General features: G+C 70.2%; 18 protein-coding genes. 10 read left to right on the forward strand and 8 right to left on the reverse strand.

The window, feature by feature from the left end:
* Positions 1-101 precede the first annotated feature (101 nt).
* Genes napA through napF form a run of 3 tightly spaced genes read right to left on the reverse strand, consistent with a single transcriptional unit; the run spans position 102 to position 3,399 of the window.
* Positions 102-2,594 (reverse strand): nitrate reductase catalytic subunit NapA, encoded by a 2,493-nt coding sequence (gene napA / locus ACRWK7_RS01825; RefSeq protein ID WP_431854454.1) that lies wholly within the window; start codon positions 2,592-2,594, stop codon positions 102-104.
* Positions 2,591-2,899 (reverse strand): chaperone NapD, encoded by a 309-nt coding sequence (locus ACRWK7_RS01830; protein WP_431854455.1) that lies wholly within the window; start codon positions 2,897-2,899, stop codon positions 2,591-2,593. The genes napA and ACRWK7_RS01830 overlap by 4 nt, the downstream gene beginning before the upstream one ends.
* Positions 2,890-3,399, reverse strand: coding sequence for a ferredoxin-type protein NapF (gene napF / locus ACRWK7_RS01835; protein WP_431854456.1), 510 nt, complete (start codon positions 3,397-3,399; stop codon positions 2,890-2,892). Before napF ends, ACRWK7_RS01830 begins: the two co-directional genes overlap by 10 nt.
* 383 nt (positions 3,400-3,782) lie before the next feature.
* Between napF and phnD the strand changes: the two genes are divergently transcribed.
* From phnD to ACRWK7_RS01860, 5 genes are all read left to right on the forward strand, one after another.
* Positions 3,783-4,772, forward strand: coding sequence for a phosphate/phosphite/phosphonate ABC transporter substrate-binding protein (gene phnD, locus ACRWK7_RS01840; protein ID WP_431854457.1), 990 nt, complete (start codon positions 3,783-3,785; stop codon positions 4,770-4,772).
* Positions 4,773-4,774: 2 nt separating this feature from the next.
* Positions 4,775-5,590: a phosphonate ABC transporter ATP-binding protein gene (gene phnC, locus ACRWK7_RS01845; RefSeq protein WP_431854458.1), complete on the forward strand. Its 816-nt coding sequence runs from the start codon at positions 4,775-4,777 to the stop codon at positions 5,588-5,590.
* Positions 5,587-6,363, forward strand: a complete 777-nt coding sequence (gene phnE / locus ACRWK7_RS01850) for a phosphonate ABC transporter, permease protein PhnE (RefSeq protein ID WP_431854459.1) — start codon at positions 5,587-5,589, stop codon at positions 6,361-6,363. Before phnC ends, phnE (ACRWK7_RS01850) begins: the two co-directional genes overlap by 4 nt.
* Positions 6,360-7,160: a phosphonate ABC transporter, permease protein PhnE gene (gene phnE / locus ACRWK7_RS01855; protein ID WP_431854460.1), complete on the forward strand. Its 801-nt coding sequence runs from the start codon at positions 6,360-6,362 to the stop codon at positions 7,158-7,160. Before phnE (ACRWK7_RS01850) ends, phnE (ACRWK7_RS01855) begins: the two co-directional genes overlap by 4 nt.
* A 293-nt stretch (positions 7,161-7,453) precedes the next feature.
* A complete protein-coding gene (locus ACRWK7_RS01860) occupies positions 7,454-8,263 on the forward strand; it encodes an inositol monophosphatase family protein (RefSeq protein ID WP_431854461.1) in 810 nt (269 codons plus the stop codon).
* A 63-nt stretch (positions 8,264-8,326) separates the two neighbouring features.
* On the opposite strand, the gene ACRWK7_RS01865 is transcribed toward ACRWK7_RS01860, so the two are convergent.
* Positions 8,327-8,926, reverse strand: a complete 600-nt coding sequence (locus tag ACRWK7_RS01865; RefSeq protein ID WP_431854462.1) for a cold-shock protein — start codon at positions 8,924-8,926, stop codon at positions 8,327-8,329.
* Between the two features lie 435 nt (positions 8,927-9,361).
* Between ACRWK7_RS01865 and ACRWK7_RS01870 the strand changes: the two genes are divergently transcribed.
* Both ACRWK7_RS01870 and ACRWK7_RS01875 read left to right on the forward strand, forming a co-directional pair.
* Complete coding sequence (locus ACRWK7_RS01870; RefSeq protein ID WP_431854463.1) at positions 9,362-10,801, forward strand: DEAD/DEAH box helicase; 1,440 nt, start codon at positions 9,362-9,364, stop codon at positions 10,799-10,801.
* Positions 10,802-10,806: 5 nt separating this feature from the next.
* Complete coding sequence (locus ACRWK7_RS01875; RefSeq protein ID WP_431854464.1) at positions 10,807-11,103, forward strand: YkgJ family cysteine cluster protein; 297 nt, start codon at positions 10,807-10,809, stop codon at positions 11,101-11,103.
* A gap of 7 nt (positions 11,104-11,110) precedes the next feature.
* On the opposite strand, the gene ACRWK7_RS01880 is transcribed toward ACRWK7_RS01875, so the two are convergent.
* The 4 genes from ACRWK7_RS01880 to ACRWK7_RS01895 form a co-directional block, all read right to left on the reverse strand.
* Positions 11,111-11,767, reverse strand: coding sequence for a LuxR C-terminal-related transcriptional regulator (locus ACRWK7_RS01880; protein WP_431854465.1), 657 nt, complete (start codon positions 11,765-11,767; stop codon positions 11,111-11,113).
* A 268-nt stretch (positions 11,768-12,035) separates the two neighbouring features.
* The gene (locus ACRWK7_RS01885; RefSeq protein WP_431854466.1) at positions 12,036-13,883 is read right to left on the reverse strand and encodes a hypothetical protein; all 1,848 of its coding nucleotides are present in this window, start codon (positions 13,881-13,883) and stop codon (positions 12,036-12,038) included.
* A 251-nt stretch (positions 13,884-14,134) separates the two neighbouring features.
* Positions 14,135-15,346, reverse strand: a complete 1,212-nt coding sequence (locus ACRWK7_RS01890; RefSeq protein WP_431854467.1) for a DUF2336 domain-containing protein — start codon at positions 15,344-15,346, stop codon at positions 14,135-14,137.
* Positions 15,343-15,888: a MarR family winged helix-turn-helix transcriptional regulator gene (locus tag ACRWK7_RS01895; RefSeq protein ID WP_431854468.1), complete on the reverse strand. Its 546-nt coding sequence runs from the start codon at positions 15,886-15,888 to the stop codon at positions 15,343-15,345. The genes ACRWK7_RS01890 and ACRWK7_RS01895 overlap by 4 nt, the downstream gene beginning before the upstream one ends.
* A 610-nt stretch (positions 15,889-16,498) precedes the next feature.
* Here ACRWK7_RS01895 and ACRWK7_RS01900 point away from each other — a divergent pair.
* The 3 genes from ACRWK7_RS01900 (at position 16,499) to ACRWK7_RS01910 (ending at position 20,900) form a co-directional block, all read left to right on the forward strand.
* Positions 16,499-18,229, forward strand: a complete 1,731-nt coding sequence (locus ACRWK7_RS01900) for a type I secretion system permease/ATPase (RefSeq protein ID WP_431854469.1) — start codon at positions 16,499-16,501, stop codon at positions 18,227-18,229.
* Positions 18,226-19,545: an HlyD family type I secretion periplasmic adaptor subunit gene (locus ACRWK7_RS01905; protein ID WP_431854470.1), complete on the forward strand. Its 1,320-nt coding sequence runs from the start codon at positions 18,226-18,228 to the stop codon at positions 19,543-19,545. Before ACRWK7_RS01900 ends, ACRWK7_RS01905 begins: the two co-directional genes overlap by 4 nt.
* A gap of 401 nt (positions 19,546-19,946) precedes the next feature.
* The gene (locus tag ACRWK7_RS01910) at positions 19,947-20,900 is read left to right on the forward strand and encodes a calcium-binding protein (protein WP_431854471.1); all 954 of its coding nucleotides are present in this window, start codon (positions 19,947-19,949) and stop codon (positions 20,898-20,900) included.
* The last annotated feature ends 47 nt before the right edge of the window (positions 20,901-20,947 follow it).

Genomic DNA, 20,947 nt, shown 5'->3' on the forward strand with positions numbered 1-20,947 from the left:
CGGGGGGGGGCCCGCGGCGTGTCGGGGAGGCCGCTGCCCCCACCCTCCCGCTTCGCGGGTCCCTCCCTCCCCCGCCGGAAGCGGGGGAGGGCCTCGTCACCTCACGCCTTCACCACCTTCACGGCGCACTTCTTGAAGTCCGTCTCCTTGGAGAGCGGGCAGGTGGCGTCCAGCGTCAGCTTGTTGACCAGCTGGCTCTCGTCGAAGAACGGGATGAACACCACGCCCTTCGGCGGCTTGTTGCGGCCCTGCGTCTCGACGCGGGTGAGCAGCTCGCCGCGGCGGGTCTGCAGCTTCACCGGCAGACCGCGGCGCAGGCCGCGCGCCTTGGCGTCCTCGGGGTGCATGAAGACCACCGCGTTGGGCACCGCCTTGTGCAGCTCCGGCACGCGGCGCGTCATCGAGCCGGTGTGCCAGTGCTCCAGCACGCGGCCGGTGACCAGCCACATGTCGTACTCGGCGTCCGGGCTCTCGGCGGGCGGCTGGTAGGGCAGCGCGAAGATGTTCGCCTTGCCGTCCTTGTTGCCGTAGAACTTCACGCCCTCGCCCGCCTTCACGTACGGGTCATAGCCCTCGCGGAAGCGCCACAGCGTCTCCTTGTTGTCCACCACCGGCCAGCGCAGGCCGCGGGCCTTGTGATACACCCCGTAGTCGGCGAGGTCGTGGCCGTGGCCGCGGCCGAAGCCGGCGTACTCCTCGAACAGCCCCTTCTGCACGTAGAAGCCGAAGTGCTTGGATTCGGTGTTCTCGAAGCCCGGCTGCAGCTGGTCCAGGCCGAACTTGTTCACCTGGCCGTTCAGGTACAGCACCTCGAACAGGGTCTTGCCCTTGAACTCGGGGTTCTTGTCCAGCAGTTCCGCCGGCCACACCTCGTCGGTGGTGAAGCGCTTGGCGAACTCCATGAGCTGCCAGAGGTCGGACTTCGCCTCGCCCGGCGCGTTGACCTGCTGGCGCCACACCTGGGTGCGGCGCTCGGCGTTGCCGTAGCCGCCCTCCTTCTCCATCCACATCGCGGTGGGCAGGATCAGGTCGGCCGCCATGGCGGAGACGGTCGGGTACGGATCGGACACCACCACGAAGTTGTCGGGGTTGCGCCAGCCCGGATACAGCTCCTCGTTGATGTTCGGGCCCGCCTGCATGTTGTTGGTGCAGAGCGTCCAGTAGCAGTTCAGCTTGCCGTCCTTGAGCATCCGGCTCTGCAGCACGGCGTGGAAGCCGATCTTCTCCGGCACGGTGCCTTCCGGCACCTTCCAGATCGTCTCGGCCGTCTTGCGGTGCTCGGGGTTGGTCACCACCAGGTCCGCCGGCAGGCGGTGGGCGAAGGTGCCGACCTCGCGCGCGGTGCCGCAGGCCGAGGGCTGGCCGGTCAGCGAGAACGGGCTGTTGCCCGGCTCGGAGATCTTACCGGTCAGCAGGTGGATGTTGTAGACGAGGTTGTTGGCCCAGGTGCCGCGGGTGTGCTGGTTGAACCCCATGGTCCACAGCGACATCACCTTGACCTTCGGGTCGGCGTACAGCTCGGCCAGCGCCTTCAGCTGATCGACCGGCACGCCGGAGATCTGGCTGGTCTTCTCGGCCGTGTACTCCGACACGAACTGCTTGAACTCGTCGAAGCTGATCGGCGAGGACTTGTTCGGGTCGGCGGCGTCCTTGGCGTCCTTCTCCAGCGGGTGGTTCGGACGCAGGCCGTAGCCGATGTCGGTCACGCCCTTCTTGAAGTTGGTGTGCTTGGCGACGAACGCCTCGTTCACCCGGCCGGTCTGGATGATGTAATTGGCGATGAAGTTGAGGATCGCCAGATCCGACTGCGGCTTGAAGATGATCGGCAGGTCGGCCAGCTCGTAGGACCGGTGCTCGAAGGTCGAGAGCACGGCCACCTTGCTGTCCTTGTGGCTCAGGCGGCGGTCGGTGATGCGCGACCACAGGATCGGGTGCATCTCCGCCATGTTCGAGCCCCAGAGCACGAAGGCGTCGGCGTTGTCGATGTCGTCGTAGCAGCCCATCGGCTCGTCGATGCCGAAGGTGCGCATGAAGCCGACGACGGCGGACGCCATGCAGTGGCGGGCGTTCGGGTCGATGTTGTTGGAGCGCAGGCCCGCCTTCATCAGCTTGACGGCGGCGTAGCCCTCCATGATCGTCCACTGGCCCGACCCGAACATGCCGATGGAGGACGGGCCGTTCTTCTTCAGCGACGCCTTCCACTTCTGCGCCATGATGTCGAACGCCTCGTCCCACGAGACCGGCGTGAACTCGCCGTTCTTGTCGAACACGCCGTTCTTCTTGCGCAGAAGCGGCTTGGTCAGGCGGTCCTCGCCGTACATGATCTTGGAGAGGAAGTAGCCCTTGATGCAGTTCAGGCCGCGGTTGACCGGCGCGTCCGGGTCGCCCTGGGTGGCGACCACCTTGTCGCCCTTGACGCCGATCAGCACGCCGCAGCCGGTGCCGCAGAACCGGCACGCGCCCTTGTCCCAGCGGATGTCGTCGGGAAGACGGCCGGTCGGCTGGGCAACCGCCGTCGAGACGGGGAGCCCGGCCACCGCGGCGGTCGCCGCCACCGCGTTGGCCTTAACGAAATCTCGCCTGGTGAACTTCATGAGGGCATCTCCTCAGACAGGTCGTCCGTCTCGCAGTGGTGGTAGACCAAGGCCGCCGACACGACGCCTTCGATCGCGGGGAATTGGCTCAGGGTGAGCGACGCCGGGACGCCGTCCGCGTCCTCGACGGTGACCACGAGGCGGCCGTCCGCCACCTCCTGGTGGATCTCGACGCCGGGCAGCGCTGCCAAGCCGCGCTTGGCGGCCTCCAGCCGCTCCGGCACGGCGTGGACCAGCACGCCGCAGACGTTGTGGCCGGAGGGCGGGGCTGCCGCCTCCCGGTCGATGAAGCGCGTCAGCCGCATGCCGCGACCTCCCTCTCGTCCTGGTCCGTCTGGACCGAAATCGCCTTGACCGGGCACGGGCCGACGCAGGCGCCGCAGCCCGTGCACGAAGCGCCTGCCACTTCCGGCAGCCAGCGCCCGCGCCCCAGCGGGCGGAAGCGGATCGCCCGCGCCTCGCAGTGGTCGCCGCACACCCGGCAGTCCACGCCGTTGACCGACAGGCAGCCGGCGCCGATCGCCGCCTTCAGGCCCCACGGCGCCCGGTCCCCGTCGCGCGCCAGCGCGCCGGTCGGACAGGCGTCGGCGCAGGCGCCGCAGAAGGTGCAGGCCCCGGCGGCGAACTCGACGCTGGGGTAGCCGGCGCGGTCCTGCCCGATGATCCGCTCCGGGCAGGCGCGCTCGCACCGGCCGCAGCGGTCGCAGGAGTCGGCGAACCCGTCGGTCGTCCATGGCGGACGCACGGCGTCGGGGTCGCCCCGGAACCGCCCGCGCAGGAAGTTGAACCGACTGACCGCGCCCATTGGCGAAGCTCTCCCGTTCGCGGCCCGCGCCCCTTTCGGGCGCAGGCCGCGTTGATCCTGTTTCTCGTACCGTGATCCGTCGCCCAGGTTGTACCGGTGGCTCCACCGACACGCTTAGGCTTGACGGACTATGGGCGCCGCCGAACCGGCCAAACCTTGACTTCGATCAAGCTCACGCAGGACGGTTTGTCGCACGTTGGTTGAAATACCTCAGCAAATTCGTCGAGTATTGCCGCCGCCCCGCGCGCCTGGACGGCAGTGCCGTCGCTTTCGAAACCGGTTCGATTTTTTCGGTTTGCAGTTCGGTTCCGCCAAGCCTATGTTTGCTGATCAAACAAACAGGCACGCTGCCGAAGCGGCGGCCGGGACCGGGAGGATCATCCATGACGCAGGCGAGGACGCGGCTGTTCGCCGCGACGGTCATTGCATCCGCTTACGCGTTCGCCGCGCCGGCAAGCGCCCAGGATTGCCAGAGCCGCGGCGACCTCGACCAGCTCTACTGCGACCGCAACGGCGACCTCGTCGCCGACGCGCCGACCGATGCGAAGGACTGGAAGGACCCGGACACGCTGGTCTTCACCTACACGCCGGTCGAGGATCCCGCCGTCTACGCCAACATCTTCAAGCCGTTCCAGGAAGAGCTGGGCAAGTGCACCGGCAAGAAGGTCCTGTACTTCCAGGTGCAGTCGAACGCGGCGGAGATCGAGGCGATGCGCTCCGGCCGGCTGCACGTCGCCGGCTTCTCCACCGGGCCGACCGGATTCGCGGTGAACCTCGCCGGCGCGGTGCCCTTCGCGGTGAAGGGCGACGAGTCGGGCTTCCAGGGCTACCAGCTGTGGATGCTGGTCAAGGCCGACAGCCCCTACAAGACGCTGGGCGACCTGAAGGGCAAGAAGATCGCCCACACCTCGCCCTCGTCGAACTCCGGCAACCTGGCACCGCGGGCGCTGTTCCCGGAACTCGGGCTGGTGCCGGAGAAGGACTATCAGGTGCTCTATTCCGGCAAGCACGACCAGTCGGTGATGGGCGTGGTGTCCGGCGACTACGACGCCGCCCCGGTGGCCTCCGACGTCTACACCCGCATGGTCCACCGCGGGCAGGTCGACGGCAACAAGATCCGCGTTATCTACAAGAGCGAGACCTTCCCCACCTCCTCCTTCGCCCACGCCCACAACCTGAAGCCGGAGTTGGCCCAGAAGCTGGTGCAGTGCTTCACCAGCTACCGGTTCCCGGAGGAGATGAAGAAGGCGTTCGAGGGTGCCGACCGATTCGTGCCGGTCACCTACAAGGACGCCTGGGCGGTGGTGCGCAAGGTGGCGGACGGCAGCGGCACGCCGTTCAACGCCGCCACCTACGCCAAGCAGAAGCAGTGACCATGCCCGACGGCACGCTGACCGGCCGCGTCGCGGCCCTCCCCGGCGGCGGCACCGACGCGCCGCCGCCGCTGGTGGTCCGCAACCTCGTGAAGTCCTACGGCGACGGGCTGCCGGTGCTGAAGGGCCTGTCGCTGTCCTTCGCGGCGCGCGGGGTGTGCGCCATCATCGGCCCGTCGGGCACCGGCAAGAGCACCTTCATCCGCTGCGTCAACCGGCTGGTCGAGCCGACCTCGGGCGAGATCCTGGTCAAGGGCCGCGACGTCGCCCGCGCCGGCCGGCACGAGCTGCGGCTGATCCGCCGCCGCATCGGCATGGTGTTCCAGGAGTACAACCTCGTCGAACGCCTGACGGTGATGGAGAACGTGCTGTGCGGCCGGCTCGGCTACGTGCCGGTGTGGCGGGCGTGGCTGCGCCGCTACGGCACGGACGACATCGACCAGGCGTTCGCGCTGCTCGACCGGGTCGGCCTGGGCGGCTTCGCGCACAAGCGCGCCGACAGCCTGTCCGGCGGCCAGCGCCAGCGCGTCGGCATCGCCCGCGCCGTCATGCAGGACCCCGACCTGCTGCTGGCCGACGAGCCCACCTCGTCGCTCGACCCCAAGACGTCGGTGGAGATCATGGAGCTGCTGACCGCGGTGGCGCGGGAGCGCGGCGTGCCGGTGCTCATCAACATCCACGACGTGACGCTGGCCCGCCGCTTCGCCGACCGCATCGTCGGCCTGTCGGCCGGACAGGTGGTGTTCGACGGCCCGCCGGCCGAGCTGACCGACGCCCACCTGCGCGCCATCTACGGCGGCGAGGACTGGCTGGCATGACCGCGGCACGGCAGGCCTTCCGGCCCAACTGGACGGCGCGGGCCGTCTGGCTGCTGTTCGCCGCCTACGTGCTCTACGCCGCGCAGGTGCTGGACATGAGCTGGGCGCGCTTCGTGCTGGGCCTGGAGCACGGCGGGCGCTTCCTCGGCCGGCTGTTCCCGCCGCAGTTCCTGCGCTGGGAGCTGCTGCTCGACGGGCTGGTGGAGAGCCTGCAGATCGCTGTCATTGCGTCCGTGCTGGGAATCCTGGCGTCGCTGCCGCTGGGGCTTCTGTCGGCACGCAACCTGATGCCGGCGTGGGTCAGCACGCCGGCGCGGGTGTTCATCGCCGTCTGCCGCTCCTTCCACCCGATCCTGGTCGCCATCGTCTTCGTCAAGGCGATCGGCTTCGGCGCGCTGGCCGGCATCCTGGCGCTGGTCGTCGCGTCGCTCGGCTTCGTCGCCAAGCTGTTCGCCGAGGCCATCGAGGAGATCTCCATGAAGCAGGTGGAGGCGGTGCGCGCCACCGGCGCGCCGTTCCTGGGAGTCGTCGCCATGGGCGTGCTGCCGCAGGTGACGGCGCGCTTCATCGGCTTTTCCACCTACCAGCTGGACAGCAACCTGCGGAACTCCACCATGGTCGGCATCGTCGGCGGCGGCGGCATCGGCGGCACGCTGTTCGCGGCGTTCCAGCGCTTCGACTACGGGTTCGTCTGCGCGATCCTGCTGTCGATCATCGCGCTGATCATGGTGGGCGAGTTGCTGGCCGCGCGGCTGAGGGCGATGTTCCAATGACCGACGCGACGCTCCACCGTCCTTGGCAGCGCTTCACCCCGGCCGAGCGCCTGGGCCGCTTCGCCACCTATCTCGTGCTGGTCGCCGGCTTCGTCTGGTCGCTGCGCACCGTCGAGGTGATCCCCGAGTTCCTGTGGGACGCGCCGGAGCAGGTGATGGACCTCGCCCGCCGCCTGTGGCCGCCCGACCTCGCCTACGCCCCTCCGGTCGGCAGGGCGCTGCTGGAGACGCTGCACATCGCCACGCTGGGCACGATCCTCAGCGTCGTGCTTGCGGTGCCGGTCGGGCTGATGGCGGCGCGCACCATCACCCGCTCGCGGCCGCTGAACTGGCTGGCGAAGCTGGTGCTGGTCTCGTCGCGCTCGGTCAACTCGCTGGTCTGGGCGCTGCTGTTCGTCGCGGTGTTCGGGCCGGGCGCGCTCGCCGGCATGCTGGCCATCGCCTTCCGCTCGGTCGGCTTCGTCGGCAAGCTGCTGTCGGAGGCGCTGGAGGAGGCCGCCCCCGGCCCCATCGAGGCGCTGCGCGCCGCCGGCGCGCCGTGGCCGTCGATCCTGCTCAAGGGCTACTGGCCGCAGGTTCAGCCGGCCTTCTGGTCGATCGCGCTGTTCCGCTGGGACATCAACGTGCGCGAATCCGCGGTGCTCGGCCTGATCGGCGCGGGCGGCATCGGGCTGGTGCTGAACTCCGCCATGGACCTGTTCCAGTGGGACCGGGTGGCGACCGCACTGCTCGCCATCTTCGCGGTGGTGGTGCTGGCCGAAGTGTTCGTGACACAAGTGCGCAAGCGACTGCTGTAACTCCCTCCTCAGCACCGTCATGGCCGGTGAGGAACGTTGCCGCGAAGACGTGGATGGCCGGGTCAAGCCCCATGGGCGCTACGTTAGCGTTCTGGACATCGCTCCAGACATTTTTTGGCCGTCATCCCCGCGAAGGCGGGGATCCATAACTCCCGAGGCAGAGGCTGTGGAACGTATGGATCCCCGCCTTCGCGGGGATGACGGTTTGGGACCGTGATTGGTCGCCGAAACCGGCCGCCAACCACTAAACTGAGCGCCCATGGGGTCAAGCCCGGCGATGACGAGAAGGACGAATGACGACCAGGATGACTCACGACATCGAACTCGACCGCCGCCTCGCCGCAGGCGCCGCGGTGGCGCGCGAAGCCGGGCGCCTCGCCCGCCGCTACTTCGAGCGCCGCGCCGACCTCACCGTCGAGGTGAAAGGCCCGCAGGACCTCGTCAGCGTCGCCGACCGCGCGGTGGAGGACCTGATCCGCGCCCGCCTGTCCGCCCTGTTCCCGGAGGACACGGTGGTCGGCGAGGAGGCCGGCGGCTTGGCGGCGTCGCGGGTGTGGGTGGTCGACCCCATCGACGGCACGCAGAACTTCCTGCGCGGCCTGCCGTGGTTCGGCGTGGTGCTGGCGCTGATGGTGGACGGCCGCACCGAACTGGGCATCATCTATGACCCCAACACCGACGAGCTGTACACCGCCCGGCGCGGCGGCGGCGCCTTCCTGAACGGCGAGTCGATCCGGGTGTCCGGCTGCGCCGAGCTGGGCAAGGCGGTGATCGGCGTCGGCCACTCGCCGCGCCACGCGCCGCACCTGTTCCTGGAGCCGTTCACCGCGGTGATCGAAGCCGGAGCGCAGACGCGCAACCTGCTGACCGCGGCCCTGCAGCTGGCGCACGTCGCCTGCGGGCGGCTCGACGCGACCTGGGACCCGTACCTGCTGCCCTGGGACGTGCTGGCGGGAATTCTGCTGGTGGAAGAGGCCGGCGGCGCTGCGGCGCCCTACCGGCTGCGCCCGGACTTTTCCGGCGGCGCATCGCTGCTCGCCGGAACGGCGGCGCTGGTCGACGCGTTGCGCCCGCTGGTTACGGACCGCGCCGACAAGGAGTAAAGAGTTGAGACGCGAGACGCCGGGCCCGCCGAAGCGGACCCGGCACGTTCTCGAGACCGCCGATTAGGCGAGTTCGATGCGCTCGGCCTCGGGGCCCTTCTGGCCCTGACGCACGGTGATGCGCACGCGCTCACCATCCTGCAGGCCGCTCAGGCCGGACCGCTCGACCGCCTTCACGTGCACGAAGACGTCCTTGCCGCCGTTGTCCGGAGCGATGAAGCCGAAGCCCTTGGTCACGTTGAACCACTTCACCGTGCCGTCGACGACCTCGCCGCCGCCGCCGCCCTGGTCGCCGTAGCGGTCGTAGCCGCCGCCGCCGCCGTAGCCGCCACGCGACGGACGGTCGCCGTAGCCGCCACCGCCGCCGCCACGCGACGGACGCTCCTGCGCGGTCGACTTATCGACCGAGTGCAGGGCGGCGACCTGCGGGCCCTTCGGGCCGCGCGACAGGTCGCACACGACGGTCGTGCCCTCGGGCAGCGAGTCGTGGCCGGCGAACTGCACGGCCGAAGCGTGCAGGAAGGCGTCCGGCGAGCCGTCCTCCGGCGTCACGAAGCCGAAGCCCTTCTCCGGGTTGTACCACTTGACAGTGGCGGTGATGTTGCGCTGGGTGATCTCGGGAGCAGAAGCGCGGAAACCACCGCGCTGGGGACGATCGTACATCGGGGTCTCGTAAAACGTAAAAAGAGGCCGCAGCCGCTATGGATGGGCTGAACAACAATGCCTGTCGACAGCACCCGATGCAATCGTAATCGCGCCCTACGCACAAAGAACATTCGAGGGTGTGACCGCACTCATACCGGTGCATGGCCGGTGTATGCGGCGATGGTGCTTGACCCGGCCCGCATTCGGCGTCATACCGAGACCGAAACGGACGCCCGCCGCTGCGGCGGAGCGCTCCATGCGTGTCGTGATCGCGCGGAACCGTGGCCGGGATCGCTCCCGCCGCCGGTGCAAATCCGAGACGTACCTGCCCATACGACCCGACCGGCACGCGCACGGTCCGGGGCTTAGAAAGCGCGATCCGCTCAGCCGATTACGCAGACCCATCGCCTCCGCGCCGCGGGGGCACGGCGGTGCGCGCGACCCAAGGACACCATGACCTCCTTTTCCGACCTTTCGCTCCGTTCCGAGATTCAGGCCGCGCTGGCCGCCCAGGGCTACGTGACGCCGACGCCGATCCAGGCGCAGGCCATCCCGCCGGCGCTGCTCGGCCGCGACATCCTGGGCATCGCCCAGACCGGCACCGGCAAGACCGCCGCCTTCACGCTGCCGATCCTGCAGCGCCTGTCCACCACCGCGACCGGCCGCGGCGCGGCGCCGCGCACGCTGATCCTGACGCCGACGCGCGAGCTGGCCATCCAGATCGGCGACAGCATCGCCAACTACGGCGCCGGCCTGGGCCTGCGCCACGCGGTCATCTTCGGCGGCGTCGGCCAGAGCCCGCAGGTGGATGCGCTGCGGCGCGGCCTCGACATCCTGGTCGCCACGCCCGGCCGCCTGATCGACCTGATGAACCAGGGGCACGTGAAGCTCGACCGGCTGGAGGTCTTCGTCCTCGACGAGGCCGACCGCATGCTCGACATGGGCTTCATCCACGACGTCAAGCGCGTCATCGCCAAGCTGCCCAAGGAGCGGCAGACGCTGTTCTTCTCGGCCACCATGCCGAAGGAGATCACCGACCTCGCCAACCGCCTGCTGAAGGAGCCGGTCCGCGTCGAGGTCACCCCGGTCGCCACCACGGCCGAGCGCATCGACCAGAGCGTGATCTTCGTCCCCGCCGCCGACAAGCGGCACCTGCTGCTGGAGATGCTGGGCAAGGACGCCGGCATGGACCGCGTGATGGTGTTCACCCGCACCAAGCACGGCGCCAACAAGGTGACCGAGCATCTGGTCAAGGGCGGCGTCACCGCCGCCGCCATCCACGGCAACAAGTCGCAGAGCGCCCGCCAAGCGGCCCTGGAGGGCTTCCGCGCCGGCACCGTGCGCGTGCTGGTGGCCACCGACATCGCGGCGCGCGGCATCGACGTGGACGGCGTGTCGCACGTGGTGAACTTCGAGCTTCCGAACATCGCGGAGAGCTACGTGCACCGCATCGGCCGCACCGCGCGCGCCGGCAACTCGGGCATCGCCATCGCCTTCTGCGACGACGGCGAGGAGCGCGCCTACCTGCGCGACATCGAGAAGCTGACCCGCAAGCCGCTGACCGTGGTCGGCACGCCCGCCTACCGCCGTCCGGCCCCGACCGAGGCGCACGCCGGCTCCCGGCACAACCCGCCGCCGCATCGCGCCGAGCAGCACCGCGGCGAGCGCCGCGGCCCGCAACAGCCGCGCCCGGCCCGCGCCGAGCAGTCCCGCCCGGCGGCCCGCGCCGAGCAGCCGAAGCCGGCGAACAAACCGGCCCGGCCGCAGCGCAACGAGCAGCCGCGCCAGGACCGTCCGCAGCACGCCCGCGGCGCCGCCCCGCGCGGCCGCGGCGGGGCGTTCGGCGACTTCGTGTCGGCGATCAACGGCCCGCGCTCGTCCGACAAGCGCTGACCGCGATGACCGCGCCCGTGCCCGACTGCGAGAGCTGCGGGGCCTGCTGCGCCTATTCGTGGACGTGGCCGGCGTTCGTCGGCCCGCTCGACGGCGACGGCGTCCCGGGGCACCTCGTGGAGAACGGCCGCATGCGCTGCGACGGCGACCGCTGCGCGGCGCTGCGGGGGACCATCGGCGAGGAGGTCACCTGCGTCGTCTACGACGACCGCCCGCTGGTCTGCCGGGAGTTCACCGCCGGCAGCGACGCCTGCCACGCCGTCCGCGCCCATTTCGGGCTGGACGGCGCGGCCGGCGGGTAGCGGGGCGTCAGCTCGCGGCGGCCACCTTGCCGCCGCCGGAGCCGGCCATGCCGTTGTTCATGGCCCAGATCGCCGCCTGCGTGCGGTTCACCGCGCCGATCTTGCGCAGCAGGCTCTTCAGGTGGACCTTCACCGTCGCTTCGGTGATGCCCAGCTCGTTGGCGATCTGCTTGTTCCCGTGGCCGCTGGTCAGCCGCGTCAGGATCTCGATCTCGCGGTTCGACAGCGTGCGCCCGCCGATGCTGGTGGACCCCGGCGAGCCCGGGCTCTGCGCCAGGATCTGCGCCATGTCGCGCGGGTACACCTTGCCGCCGGCCAGCGCGTAGCGCACCCACTGCGCCAGCGCGGTGGCCGAGGTGTCGGCGGTCAGGCAGCCGTCGGCGCCGGCGGCCAGCGCCTCGCGCAGCATGGCGCCGCTGATCGTCGTGGCCAGCAGGAGGATGCGCGAGTCGGCGAACGCCGCGCGCAGCGAGGCGATGTCGTCGCCGACCGCTTGGCAGCCGGTGGCGTCGAACAGGATGGCGTCCGCGGCCGGGGCCGAACCCTGGGTGGCCTGGCGGGCGTTCGCGGCCTCGGCAACCACGTCGAAACCCTCCTCACCCAGAAGGTGTCGCAGACCGCCCCGCTGGAGCCCGTTGGCCCCGATGATCATGACCGTCGGCACGTCTCACTCCTCCATCAGCATCGCTGGATGGGGACAGACTATCCGTTCTTGCGCCACGGGCAACGAACCGGACGGTGAGCCGGGGCACGCAGCCGCGATGCCCAGATCGGGGGACCTTCCCCAAATGTTCCTGAAAAACATCCTACGAAAGTAGTGGTTGCGCGCTTTGCTGCGCTGCAACATACTCTGGGTGTTCGCCCTTCTTGGGCGTTTCCTCCCTAGACTTCGGGCCGCCGCGCACGCGCAGCGGCCTCTTTTTTTGGCCGTATCAGTCCGGCAGGACCCGGTAGGCCATGTACCGCCGGGCCAGCGGTGCCGGCAGCGGCAGCGGCCGCAGCCAGACCGGCGGCCGGTCGATCCACAGCCGCGCCAGCACGCCGCGCGGCTGTCCGCCCATCAGCCGCTCGACGCCCGCGCCGGTGCTGCGGCAGAGCAGCACGTGCGTCACCGCGCGGCGGCGGGCGACCTCGCGCGCCTCGGCGTCGCTGCCCAGGAAGAAGCGCACGGTGTCGAGGATGGCGTCGGCGCCGCGGTGGTACGGGCCGGCGACGGCCGCGCCGCCGGTGCGGTAGGCGATCTCCGGTCCGTCGAAGAGGTTGGTCATCAGCGTGGCGCCGGAGTCGGTCAGGAACGGCGCCACCTCGGCGTAGTTACACGGGCGCGGCGCGCCCAGCGCGACCGCCCCGCCCATCGGCGCCGCGATGGCCGCCGCCACAGCCCAATAGCCGGCCGCCGAGGCCGCGAACGCTCCCGCCCCCGCCAGCCGCCGCATCCGGCCGTGCCCGGCCCGGCACCACGGCACCAGCGCCGCCAGCCCCTCGACCCAGGGGATGACGCACACCGCCTCCAGCATCGGCACCTCGCGCACCGCCAGCACGCTGGAGACCAGGTAGACCGCCAGGAACAGCGCCAGCACCGCGTGCCGCCGCGCGTCGGCGCCGCGACGGCGGCGCAGCGCCAGCGCGGTGAAGATCGCCGCCGGAAAGAACGGCCCCCAGTCCAGCACGAAGGCCAGCCGCTCGCCCCAGTTGGCGACGCTGAGCGGCCGGTCGGCCTGCACCGCCCCGGTCAGAAGCCGCGTCACCAGCGGATCCACCCCGTCATACGGGTGGACCAGCATGCCGGGGAACGCCGCCAGCGCGACTCCGGCCACCGCCACGCCGGCCACGGCCAGCGCGCCGAGCCGCCGCTGCGGAGTCGTCAGGACGCCACGCGCCGCCGCACGGTCGACGACTCCCACCATGACCAGCGACGCCAGCGCCAGCGCCGCGTGGAACGCGGAGATGCGGTCCACCTCCAGGTCGCCGAGTCCCCACGGCCCACGCTCGGCCAGCAGTTCCAGCGGCAGCAGCGCCGCGAGCGCCGCCGCGTAGGCCAGCAGCGCCCGCGGCCGCTGCGGTCCGTAGAGCGCCCACAGCAGCCCGACCGCCACCCCCGCCGTGGCGGCGAGCAGCACGCCCTCGACCGAGGTCCACAGCGCCACCGCAGCCGCCAGCGCCGCCAGCACCGGCGGGCCCCGCCGCTCCGGCTCCACCGCGTGGAGCAGCAGCGCCGCGAGCGTCGCCAGCAGCAGCAGCACGAGCAATCCGTGATGGTCGGCCGCGCCGGCCGAGAACACGACGTCGCCGCTCACCTGCAAGGCCAGCAGCAGCACGGCGCCGACGAACCAGCGGTCGTTCAGGAAGGGCCGCGTCGCCGCCGACAGCGCCGGCACGCACAGCAGGTGCAGCAGCGGCCCCATCAGCATCGCCGCGCGCAGCAGCGCGTCATGATACGAAAGCATCAGGCCGGCCAGCCCGGCGCCGGCCAGCAGCAGCAGGTCCACCGGGTGCGTCCAGTGCAGCGACTGTCCGTAGGGGGCGTTCAGCCGGCCTAGCAGCGGGTCGAACCAGCCGCCGCGGTCGTGCATCTGTTCGACGCGCATGACGCGGGCGTAGCTGTCGGCGTCGTAGAGCTGCGTCCAGCCGCCGTCGGCCGCCAGCGGGCTGATGCCGAGCAGCACCAGCGCCACCTGCGCCGCGGCGACGATCAGCAGACCCGACACCAGCGCGGTCGGCGCGTGCAGAAGCGGCCGGCCGGCGGCGGACTCGGCGGACGGCGCCGCGGTGCGGGGCATGGCTGTGCTCGCGAAGGAACGGTCGCGCAGCATCAGCAAGGATCAGGCCATACGCTTCACCGGTCGCTCGACCACCTCTCCGAACCGTCATCCCCGCGAAGGCGGGGATCCATAATTCCCAAAGCGCGCGGCCACGAAACGTATGGATCCCCGCCTTCGCGGGGATGACGGCCAAAAGAGTCTTCCCGCTTTTTTTGAGAGTCGGCAGCGGGAATCCCCGCCCCGCCCTTCCCGACTCCGGGAAGCCGCGCTCAGCCGCCGGCCGGCACCACGCGGTCGCCGGACACCGGGCGGCACGCCGGCGGGACCGGCAGCGGCAAGCCGGCGCGGGCCATGGCGCGGTCGACCACGTCGGCCGGCGCCTGATCGATCAGCTGCAGCAGCAGGTCGTCCACCTCGCGCTCGTCGATCTCGGCGCACTCGGTGAAGACCTCGGCGATGACCTCAGCCTGGTAGGTGGCGCGGCCGGCGTCGCCGCCGTCGTAGCCCAATTCGCGCGCCACCGCGATGGCGATGCGCACCGGCACCTCCAGCGCGCTGGGGAGCCGCGCCTTGCGGAACAGCGCCTCCAGGCCGAGCGGCCCGCCGTCCCAGGCCAGCAGCCGCACCGCGTCCACCGCGATGCCGGCGCGCACCGACATGCCGGCGACGAACAGCCGGAACTCCCCGGCGCACAGCGCGCGGCAGAGCAGCGACCCGGTCAGCCGGTGGTTGGCCTCCAGATGGTGGGCGACCAGATCGACGTCGTCGATCTCGTGCACCAGGGGCTGGAGCAGCAGCATGGTGGCCGCCTCCCGCCCGCGCTCGACCAGCTTGGCCGCGAGATGCGGCGACACCTTGTGCGACTTGACCAGCGAGGCGCGGATCTCCTCCGACACGAAGGCGATCAGCCGCTCGACCAGCGCCATGGACAGGTCGGGGCGCGCCGCGATGGCCTCGGTCACCGCGCGCACGCCGCCGAAGCGGTCCACCGCCGTGTGCAGCGCCGGTTCCGGCACCGCGGCGCCGGCGTTGCGCAGCAGGCGGGTGACGACCACCACGTTGCCGACCTCGACGATGGCGTTCGCCACCTTGGCCGACACGGTGCGCCGCCCGGCGATGGCGAGCTGCTTGTGGGCGTCGCTCTCGGCGACGATGCGCAGCAGGAATTCGTCGCCCAGCGCCTCGGCGTGGCGCAGCACCGGGAAGGCCACCGCGCCGACGTCGCGCGCCAGCTGCTCGGCCAGGTCCTCGGTCAGCAGCGTGCTGTTGTTGATCTGCCAGGCGACCGCCTCGCGCACCGTGGACTCGGCGTCGGCGGCGAAGCAGTGCAGGATCTCGGTGGCCAGGCTGCGCTCGCCCTCGGTCAGCGCGCCGGCCTCCAGGTCATGCACCAGCTTGGTCATGGTGACGATGCGGGCGGCGGCGGTCGGCGCCGCCGAGAGGTACGCGACGTCCTCCGACGTCAGGGCGTAGACGGTCACGGAGCGTCCCCGTTCCCCCATTCCAGGCTGGCGGAGTCGTAGCGGATCAGGTCGCACCACGCGCGCTCCAGCCGGCGCAGCGTGCGGTAGGTGGCGTCGAACTCCTGGGCGTCGGCCTCGGTGCGGATCATCGCCTCGCTGCGCGCCGCCTCCAGCCGGCGCAGCTCCTCGACCAGCCGCAGCCCCTGCGGCGACAGCTTGAGTCGCGCGGTGCGGCGGTCGCGGGCGCTGGCCGCGCGGTCCACGTAGCCGGACTCGACCAGATGCTTGAGATTGTAGGAGGCGTTGGAGCCCAGGTAGTTGCCGCGCTCCAGCAGGTCGCGCACCGACAGCTCCTCGTTGCCGATGTGCATGAGCATCAGCACCTGCACGGCGCTGAGGTCCTCCACGCCGATGCGCGCCAGCTCGATGCGCACCACGTCCTGGAAGCGGCGGTTCATGCTTTCGATGATCCGCGCCAGATCATAGCAGACCCCCTTCCCGGCGAAGCGCCCGGGGCGGGCGGGTTCGACCGGCAACGGTTCGGCGGCGGCGGTGTTCATCGGCGGCTCCTGGTGCTGGTCCGGCAAGGGGTCGGCGCGTCTCCGGAGCGGGCAATGGCCCGGAAACGCTGCCTCGACCGGTTTGCCGCAGATTCATTTCAAATTGTTGGGACATATTTCGGCCATCGGCGCTCTCCGACCGATGGTTGCAAGGGTCCGCAAAACGTTCGACGTGCGACAGCACGCATATTGCTGGCGAGAGGCGGGCTCCCCTCTTTCCGCCAGCCGCGGGCCGATTTGGCAAGTCATCGTCTTTCCTTCTGCACCCCTTGCCGAGGCGAGTCAACACTGCGAGACTTAATCGCGCCGAAAGCATTCTGTCCACAATAATAAAACATTACTGCACGCAAACACTTATCGAGCAAAATTCCGTGGTTTTGATCGGCCGATGTTTCGGATATCAAAACATCCGGGAAGCACAGAGGCGAACCAGCGCGAACGCCAGACATTTCGAATTTTGAAACAACCAGCAAACGCATTGCGCCGCATATCCATGCGATTGCACAAGTATGCGGGTCACACCATTTTCCGTTGACCTTTCGCGAGCGTGGTGCCTAGCGTCACCGACCTGGATTGTCCGTCGGCGACACCCGAAAGGCTTCGCACCTCCATGACGACCGCCTCCTCTTCTCGCGAGCCGGCGCCGCTGCGCGGCACCCTGCGGCAGATCGGCCACGGGTTGCTGTTCGCGGCGGTGCTCAACTGCTTCGCCAACGCGCTGATGCTGATCGTGCCGCTGTTCACCATGCAGGTGTACGACCGCGTGATGACCAGCCACAGCACCGACACGCTGGTCATGCTGCTGATCGTCGCCGTCGCCGGCCTGATGCTGGCCGGCGTGCTGGAGTACATCCGCGGGCGCACCTTCCAGATCCTCGGCGGCATCGTGGCGCGGCGCCTCAACGTGCCGGCGCTGCAGGCCGCCGTGGTGGACGCGCTCGGCGGCGGCAAGGGCACCAGCCAGACGATCCGCGACCTGAACGAGCTGCGCACCTTCCTTACCGGCTCGGCCATCGCCGTGCCGCTGGAACTCATCTGGGTGCCGCTGTTCCTGGCGGTGCTGTTCCTGCTGCACCCGGCCTACGGCGCCGTGGCGTGCGTGGCCGCGGTGCTGCTGATCGTGCTCAGCGTGATCACCGACCTCGCCACCCGCCGGCCGCTGGCCGAGGCCAACGAGGCCGCCGCCCGCACCTTCGCCGAGGTCGGCGCCACCGTCCGGCACGCCGAGGCGATCGAGGCCATGGGCATGCTGCCCGCCGTGTCGCGCCGCTGGCAGGAGTCGCAGGCGCACATGAGCGACCTGCTCGACCGCGGCTCGTCGCGCGCCCGCGCGCTGGCGGCGGTGACGCGCTCGCTGCGCCTGATCCTGCAGGTCGGCACCATGGCGATCGGCGTGCTGCTGGTTCTGGACAACAGCGCCTCGCCGGGCAGCATGATGGCGGCGGGCATGCTGATGAGCCGCCTGCTGCACCCCTTCGAGCAGCTGATCGACGGCTGGCGGCAATGGGTCTTCGCGCTGTCCGCCTACGGCCGCGTCCGCACCATGCTGACCAACAGCGCGTCCCGCCGCGAGACCATCCCGATGCCGCGGCCGGAGGGCCGGCTGAGCATCGACCGCCTCGGCTACATCCCGCCCGGCGCCGACCGGCCGGTGCTGCGCAACGTCTCCTTCGCGCTGGAGCCCGGCGAGGTGCTGGGCGTCATCGGCCCGTCGGGCGCCGGCAAATCCACGCTGGCCCGCCTGCTGGTCGGCGTCTGGGAGCCGACGGCCGGCGGCATCTTCCTGGACGGGCACAGCACCTGGCTGTGGGAGCGCGAGAGCTTCGGCAAGCACGTCGGCTACGTGCCGCAGAGCGTGGCGCTGCTGGAGGGTTCGGTGCGCGAGAACATCGCCCGCATGCAGGAGGGCGACCCGGCCGCCGTGGTCGCCGCCGCCAAGCTGGCCGGCATCCACGAGATGATCGGCCGCCTGCCCTACGGCTACGACACGCCGCTCGGCGACACCACCGGGGGCCTCAGCGGCGGCCAGCGCCAGCGCGTGGCGCTCGCCCGCGCGCTGTACGGCAACCCGCGCCTGCTGGTGCTGGACGAGCCCAACTCCAACCTCGACAACGTCGGCGAGGAGGCCTTGATGCAGGCCATCGCGCGCGCCAAGGCGGCGGGCACCACGGTGGTGATGATCACCCACCGGCCCTCCATCGTCTCGGCGGTGGACAAGCTGCTGGTGCTGAAGGACGGCATGGTCGAGCAGTTCGGCCCACGCGCCGAGGTCATGCGCACCGTCACCCCCGCGGCGCCCAAGCCCGCCGTCCGCCTCGTCCGCGCCGGAGAGCCGTCATGACCATCGCCCTGACCGAAGACAACGGCCTCGATCCGGCGCTGCGCCGGGTGATGCTGTCCGGCGCGCTGGCGGTGGGGATCGGCTTCGGCGGGTTCCTCGGCTGGGCCTGCCTCGCCGACCTCGACGCCGCCGCCATCGCCCCGGGCACCATCATTGCCGACAGCCAGCGCAAGACCATCTCGCATCTGGAAGGCGGCATCCTCAGCGCCATGCTGGTGAAGGAGAGCGACGTGGTGCGCGTCGGCCAGCCGCTGCTGCGCCTGGACGACACCCAGGTGTCGGCGGCGATCGCGCAGATCCAGACGCAGCACTGGGCGGCGCAGGTCCGCCTCGCCCGCCTGCGCGCCGAGCAGGCCGAGGCGACCTCCTTCGAGGTGCCGGCCGAGGTCGCCGCCGCCGCCGGCTCCACCCCGGCCGCCGCCGACTCGATCGCCAGCGAGCGCGGCCTGTTCACCGCCCGGCGCGAGCGCAACGAGGGCCTGCTGGCCGTGCAGCGCAAGCGGATCGCCCAGCTGCGCGAGCAGATCGCCGCCGTCGACGCGCAGAGCGCCGCCAGCACCGAGCGCCTGGCGCTCACCGAGGACGAGCTGCGCATGGTGAAGACGCTCGTCGACAAGGGCTACGAGCGCCGTCCCCGGCTGCTGGAGATGCAGCGACTCGTCTCCGACCTGAAGGGCCGGATCGGCGAGCTGAAGGCCAACCGCGCCCAGGCCGAGCAGGGGATCGCCGCCGCCGAGCTGGAGATCCTCGACGTCGCCAACACCCGCCGCTCCGACATCGCGGACGAGTTGCAGAAGACCCAGGCGGTGCTGGCCGACCTGACGGAGCGGCTGCGCGGCACCGGCGACGTGAAGCGCCGCCTGACCGTCACCGCGCCGCAGGACGGCCGGGTGGTCGCCGTTCACTTCCTCACCCCCGGCAGCGCCATTCCCAGCGGCGCCCCGATCCTGGAGCTGGTGCCGGAGCACGACGACCTCGTGGTCGAGGCCTCGGTCAGCCCCACCGACATCGACAGCGTGCGCGCCGGCCAGCCGGCGCACGTCCGCCTGACCGCCTACAAGCAGCGCAAGGTGCCGCCCGTGGACGGCGTGGTGGTGTCGGTCTCCCCCGACCAGCTGAAGGACCAGCGCACCGGCGCCCCGTACTTCGCCGCCCGCGTCCGTCTGCTGCCCGAATCGCTGGCGAAGCTGGACCACGTGGCGCTCTACCCCGGCATGCCGGCCGAGGTGATGATCACCTCGGGCGCCCGCAAGGCCATCGACTACTTCATCTCCCCCATCACCGACAGCATGCGCCGCTCCTTCCGCGAGGAGTGAGCGGGTAGCCATAACGGCCCCCTCCCCAGCCCTCCCCCGCTGACGCGGTGGAGGGAGCCGCCGCCGCTTGTCCCCTCCACCGCGCAGCGGGGGAGGGTTAGGGAGGGGGCATCGCTTCCCTTTTAAAATCCCGCCTCAATTTCCCACCGGATGTCTTCATCCGGCCACAATCATTTCAAAAACCGAAACATCCAATAAATATTCCAACATCGAACCCGAAATAGCTCAGAAACACCGCACTCCCTAACAGCGAAACATCCTCGATACTTGTGAGACATTTGGCGGTCACGGGTCATATGAGGCGATTCTCCTCTTGAGAATCTTCTATCTCCAACGAAGAATGCCGCTCGAAAGAATTAGAACTCTCGCCTCCCCACATAACGAATAAGGAAACACGACCAATGGCCACGATCCCGGGCGCCTCCTACGACATGCACGCCGGCACCGACGGCAAGGACCACATCAACGGCGGCAAGGGTGACGACCTCATCCTCGGCAAGGATGGCAACGACCATCTCCAGGGCGGCAGCGGCAACGACCTGCTGTTCGGCGGCGCCGGTGACGACCACGTGCAGGGTGGCAAGGGCGACGACCTGATGACCGGCCTCGGCGGCAAGGACCACCTGCAGGGCGGCGCGGGCAACGACACGCTCGCCGGCGGCGACGGCGACGACAAGCTGGAAGGCGGCAAGGGCCAGGACTTCCTGGTCGGCGGCAACGGCCACGACAAGCTCGAGGGCGGCAAGGACAACGACCACCTCCAGGGCAACGACGGCAACGACAAGCTGGACGGCGGCAGCGGCGACGACTTCCTGTCGGGCGGCGCCGGGCATGACACGCTGATCGGCGGCAAGGGCGACGACACGCTCGCCGGCGGCGACGGCAACGACAAGCTGGACGGCGGCAAGGGCGACGACTTCCTGGTCGGCGGCAACGGCAACGACACCGTCAACGGCGGCGACGGCAACGACCACCTGCAGGGCAACGCCGGCAACGACCTCCTCGACGGCGGCAAGGGCGACGACTTCCTGTCGGGCGGCACCGGCGACGACACGCTGATCGGCGGCAAGGGCGACGACACCATGCAGGGCGGCGACGGCCACGACACCTTCGTGTTCAGCGGCGGCGGCGGCCAGGACGTGGTGCTGGACTTCAAGGCGGGCGAGGACCTGCTGCAGATCTCCCGCAACATCAACGGCCTGCACATCCGCACCGCCGAGGATCTGGCCTCGCGCGTCAGCGACGACCACGGCAACGCGGTCATCGACCTCGGCCACGGCGACAGCATCACGCTGGTGGGCGTCAACGCCACCGACGTCCAGCACAACCCCAACCACTACTTCACCATCGGTTGACCTTGACGCCGGCGGCGCGCCCCCGCGCCGCCGGCCTTTTTTGAACA

This window comes from Azospirillum sp., assembly GCF_050789165.1.

Bases quoted from the DNA above. Each gene is read 5' to 3' on its own strand.
- napA (WP_431854454.1), bottom strand. From the start codon at position 2,594: ATGAAGTTCACCAGGCGAGATTTCGTTAAGGCCAACGCGGTGGCGGCG.
- ACRWK7_RS01830 (WP_431854455.1), bottom strand. From the start codon at position 2,899: ATGCGGCTGACGCGCTTCATCGACCGGGAGGCGGCAGCCCCGCCCTCC.
- napF (WP_431854456.1), bottom strand. From the start codon at position 3,399: ATGGGCGCGGTCAGTCGGTTCAACTTCCTGCGCGGGCGGTTCCGGGGC.
- phnD (WP_431854457.1), top strand. From the start codon at position 3,783: ATGACGCAGGCGAGGACGCGGCTGTTCGCCGCGACGGTCATTGCATCC.
- phnC (WP_431854458.1), top strand. From the start codon at position 4,775: ATGCCCGACGGCACGCTGACCGGCCGCGTCGCGGCCCTCCCCGGCGGC.
- phnE (WP_431854459.1), top strand. From the start codon at position 5,587: ATGACCGCGGCACGGCAGGCCTTCCGGCCCAACTGGACGGCGCGGGCC.
- phnE (WP_431854460.1), top strand. From the start codon at position 6,360: ATGACCGACGCGACGCTCCACCGTCCTTGGCAGCGCTTCACCCCGGCC.
- ACRWK7_RS01860 (WP_431854461.1), top strand. From the start codon at position 7,454: ATGACGACCAGGATGACTCACGACATCGAACTCGACCGCCGCCTCGCC.
- ACRWK7_RS01865 (WP_431854462.1), bottom strand. From the start codon at position 8,926: ATGTACGATCGTCCCCAGCGCGGTGGTTTCCGCGCTTCTGCTCCCGAG.
- ACRWK7_RS01870 (WP_431854463.1), top strand. From the start codon at position 9,362: ATGACCTCCTTTTCCGACCTTTCGCTCCGTTCCGAGATTCAGGCCGCG.
- ACRWK7_RS01875 (WP_431854464.1), top strand. From the start codon at position 10,807: ATGACCGCGCCCGTGCCCGACTGCGAGAGCTGCGGGGCCTGCTGCGCC.
- ACRWK7_RS01885 (WP_431854466.1), bottom strand. From the start codon at position 13,883: ATGCCCCGCACCGCGGCGCCGTCCGCCGAGTCCGCCGCCGGCCGGCCG.
- ACRWK7_RS01895 (WP_431854468.1), bottom strand. From the start codon at position 15,888: ATGAACACCGCCGCCGCCGAACCGTTGCCGGTCGAACCCGCCCGCCCC.
- ACRWK7_RS01900 (WP_431854469.1), top strand. From the start codon at position 16,499: ATGACGACCGCCTCCTCTTCTCGCGAGCCGGCGCCGCTGCGCGGCACC.
- ACRWK7_RS01905 (WP_431854470.1), top strand. From the start codon at position 18,226: ATGACCATCGCCCTGACCGAAGACAACGGCCTCGATCCGGCGCTGCGC.
- ACRWK7_RS01910 (WP_431854471.1), top strand. From the start codon at position 19,947: ATGGCCACGATCCCGGGCGCCTCCTACGACATGCACGCCGGCACCGAC.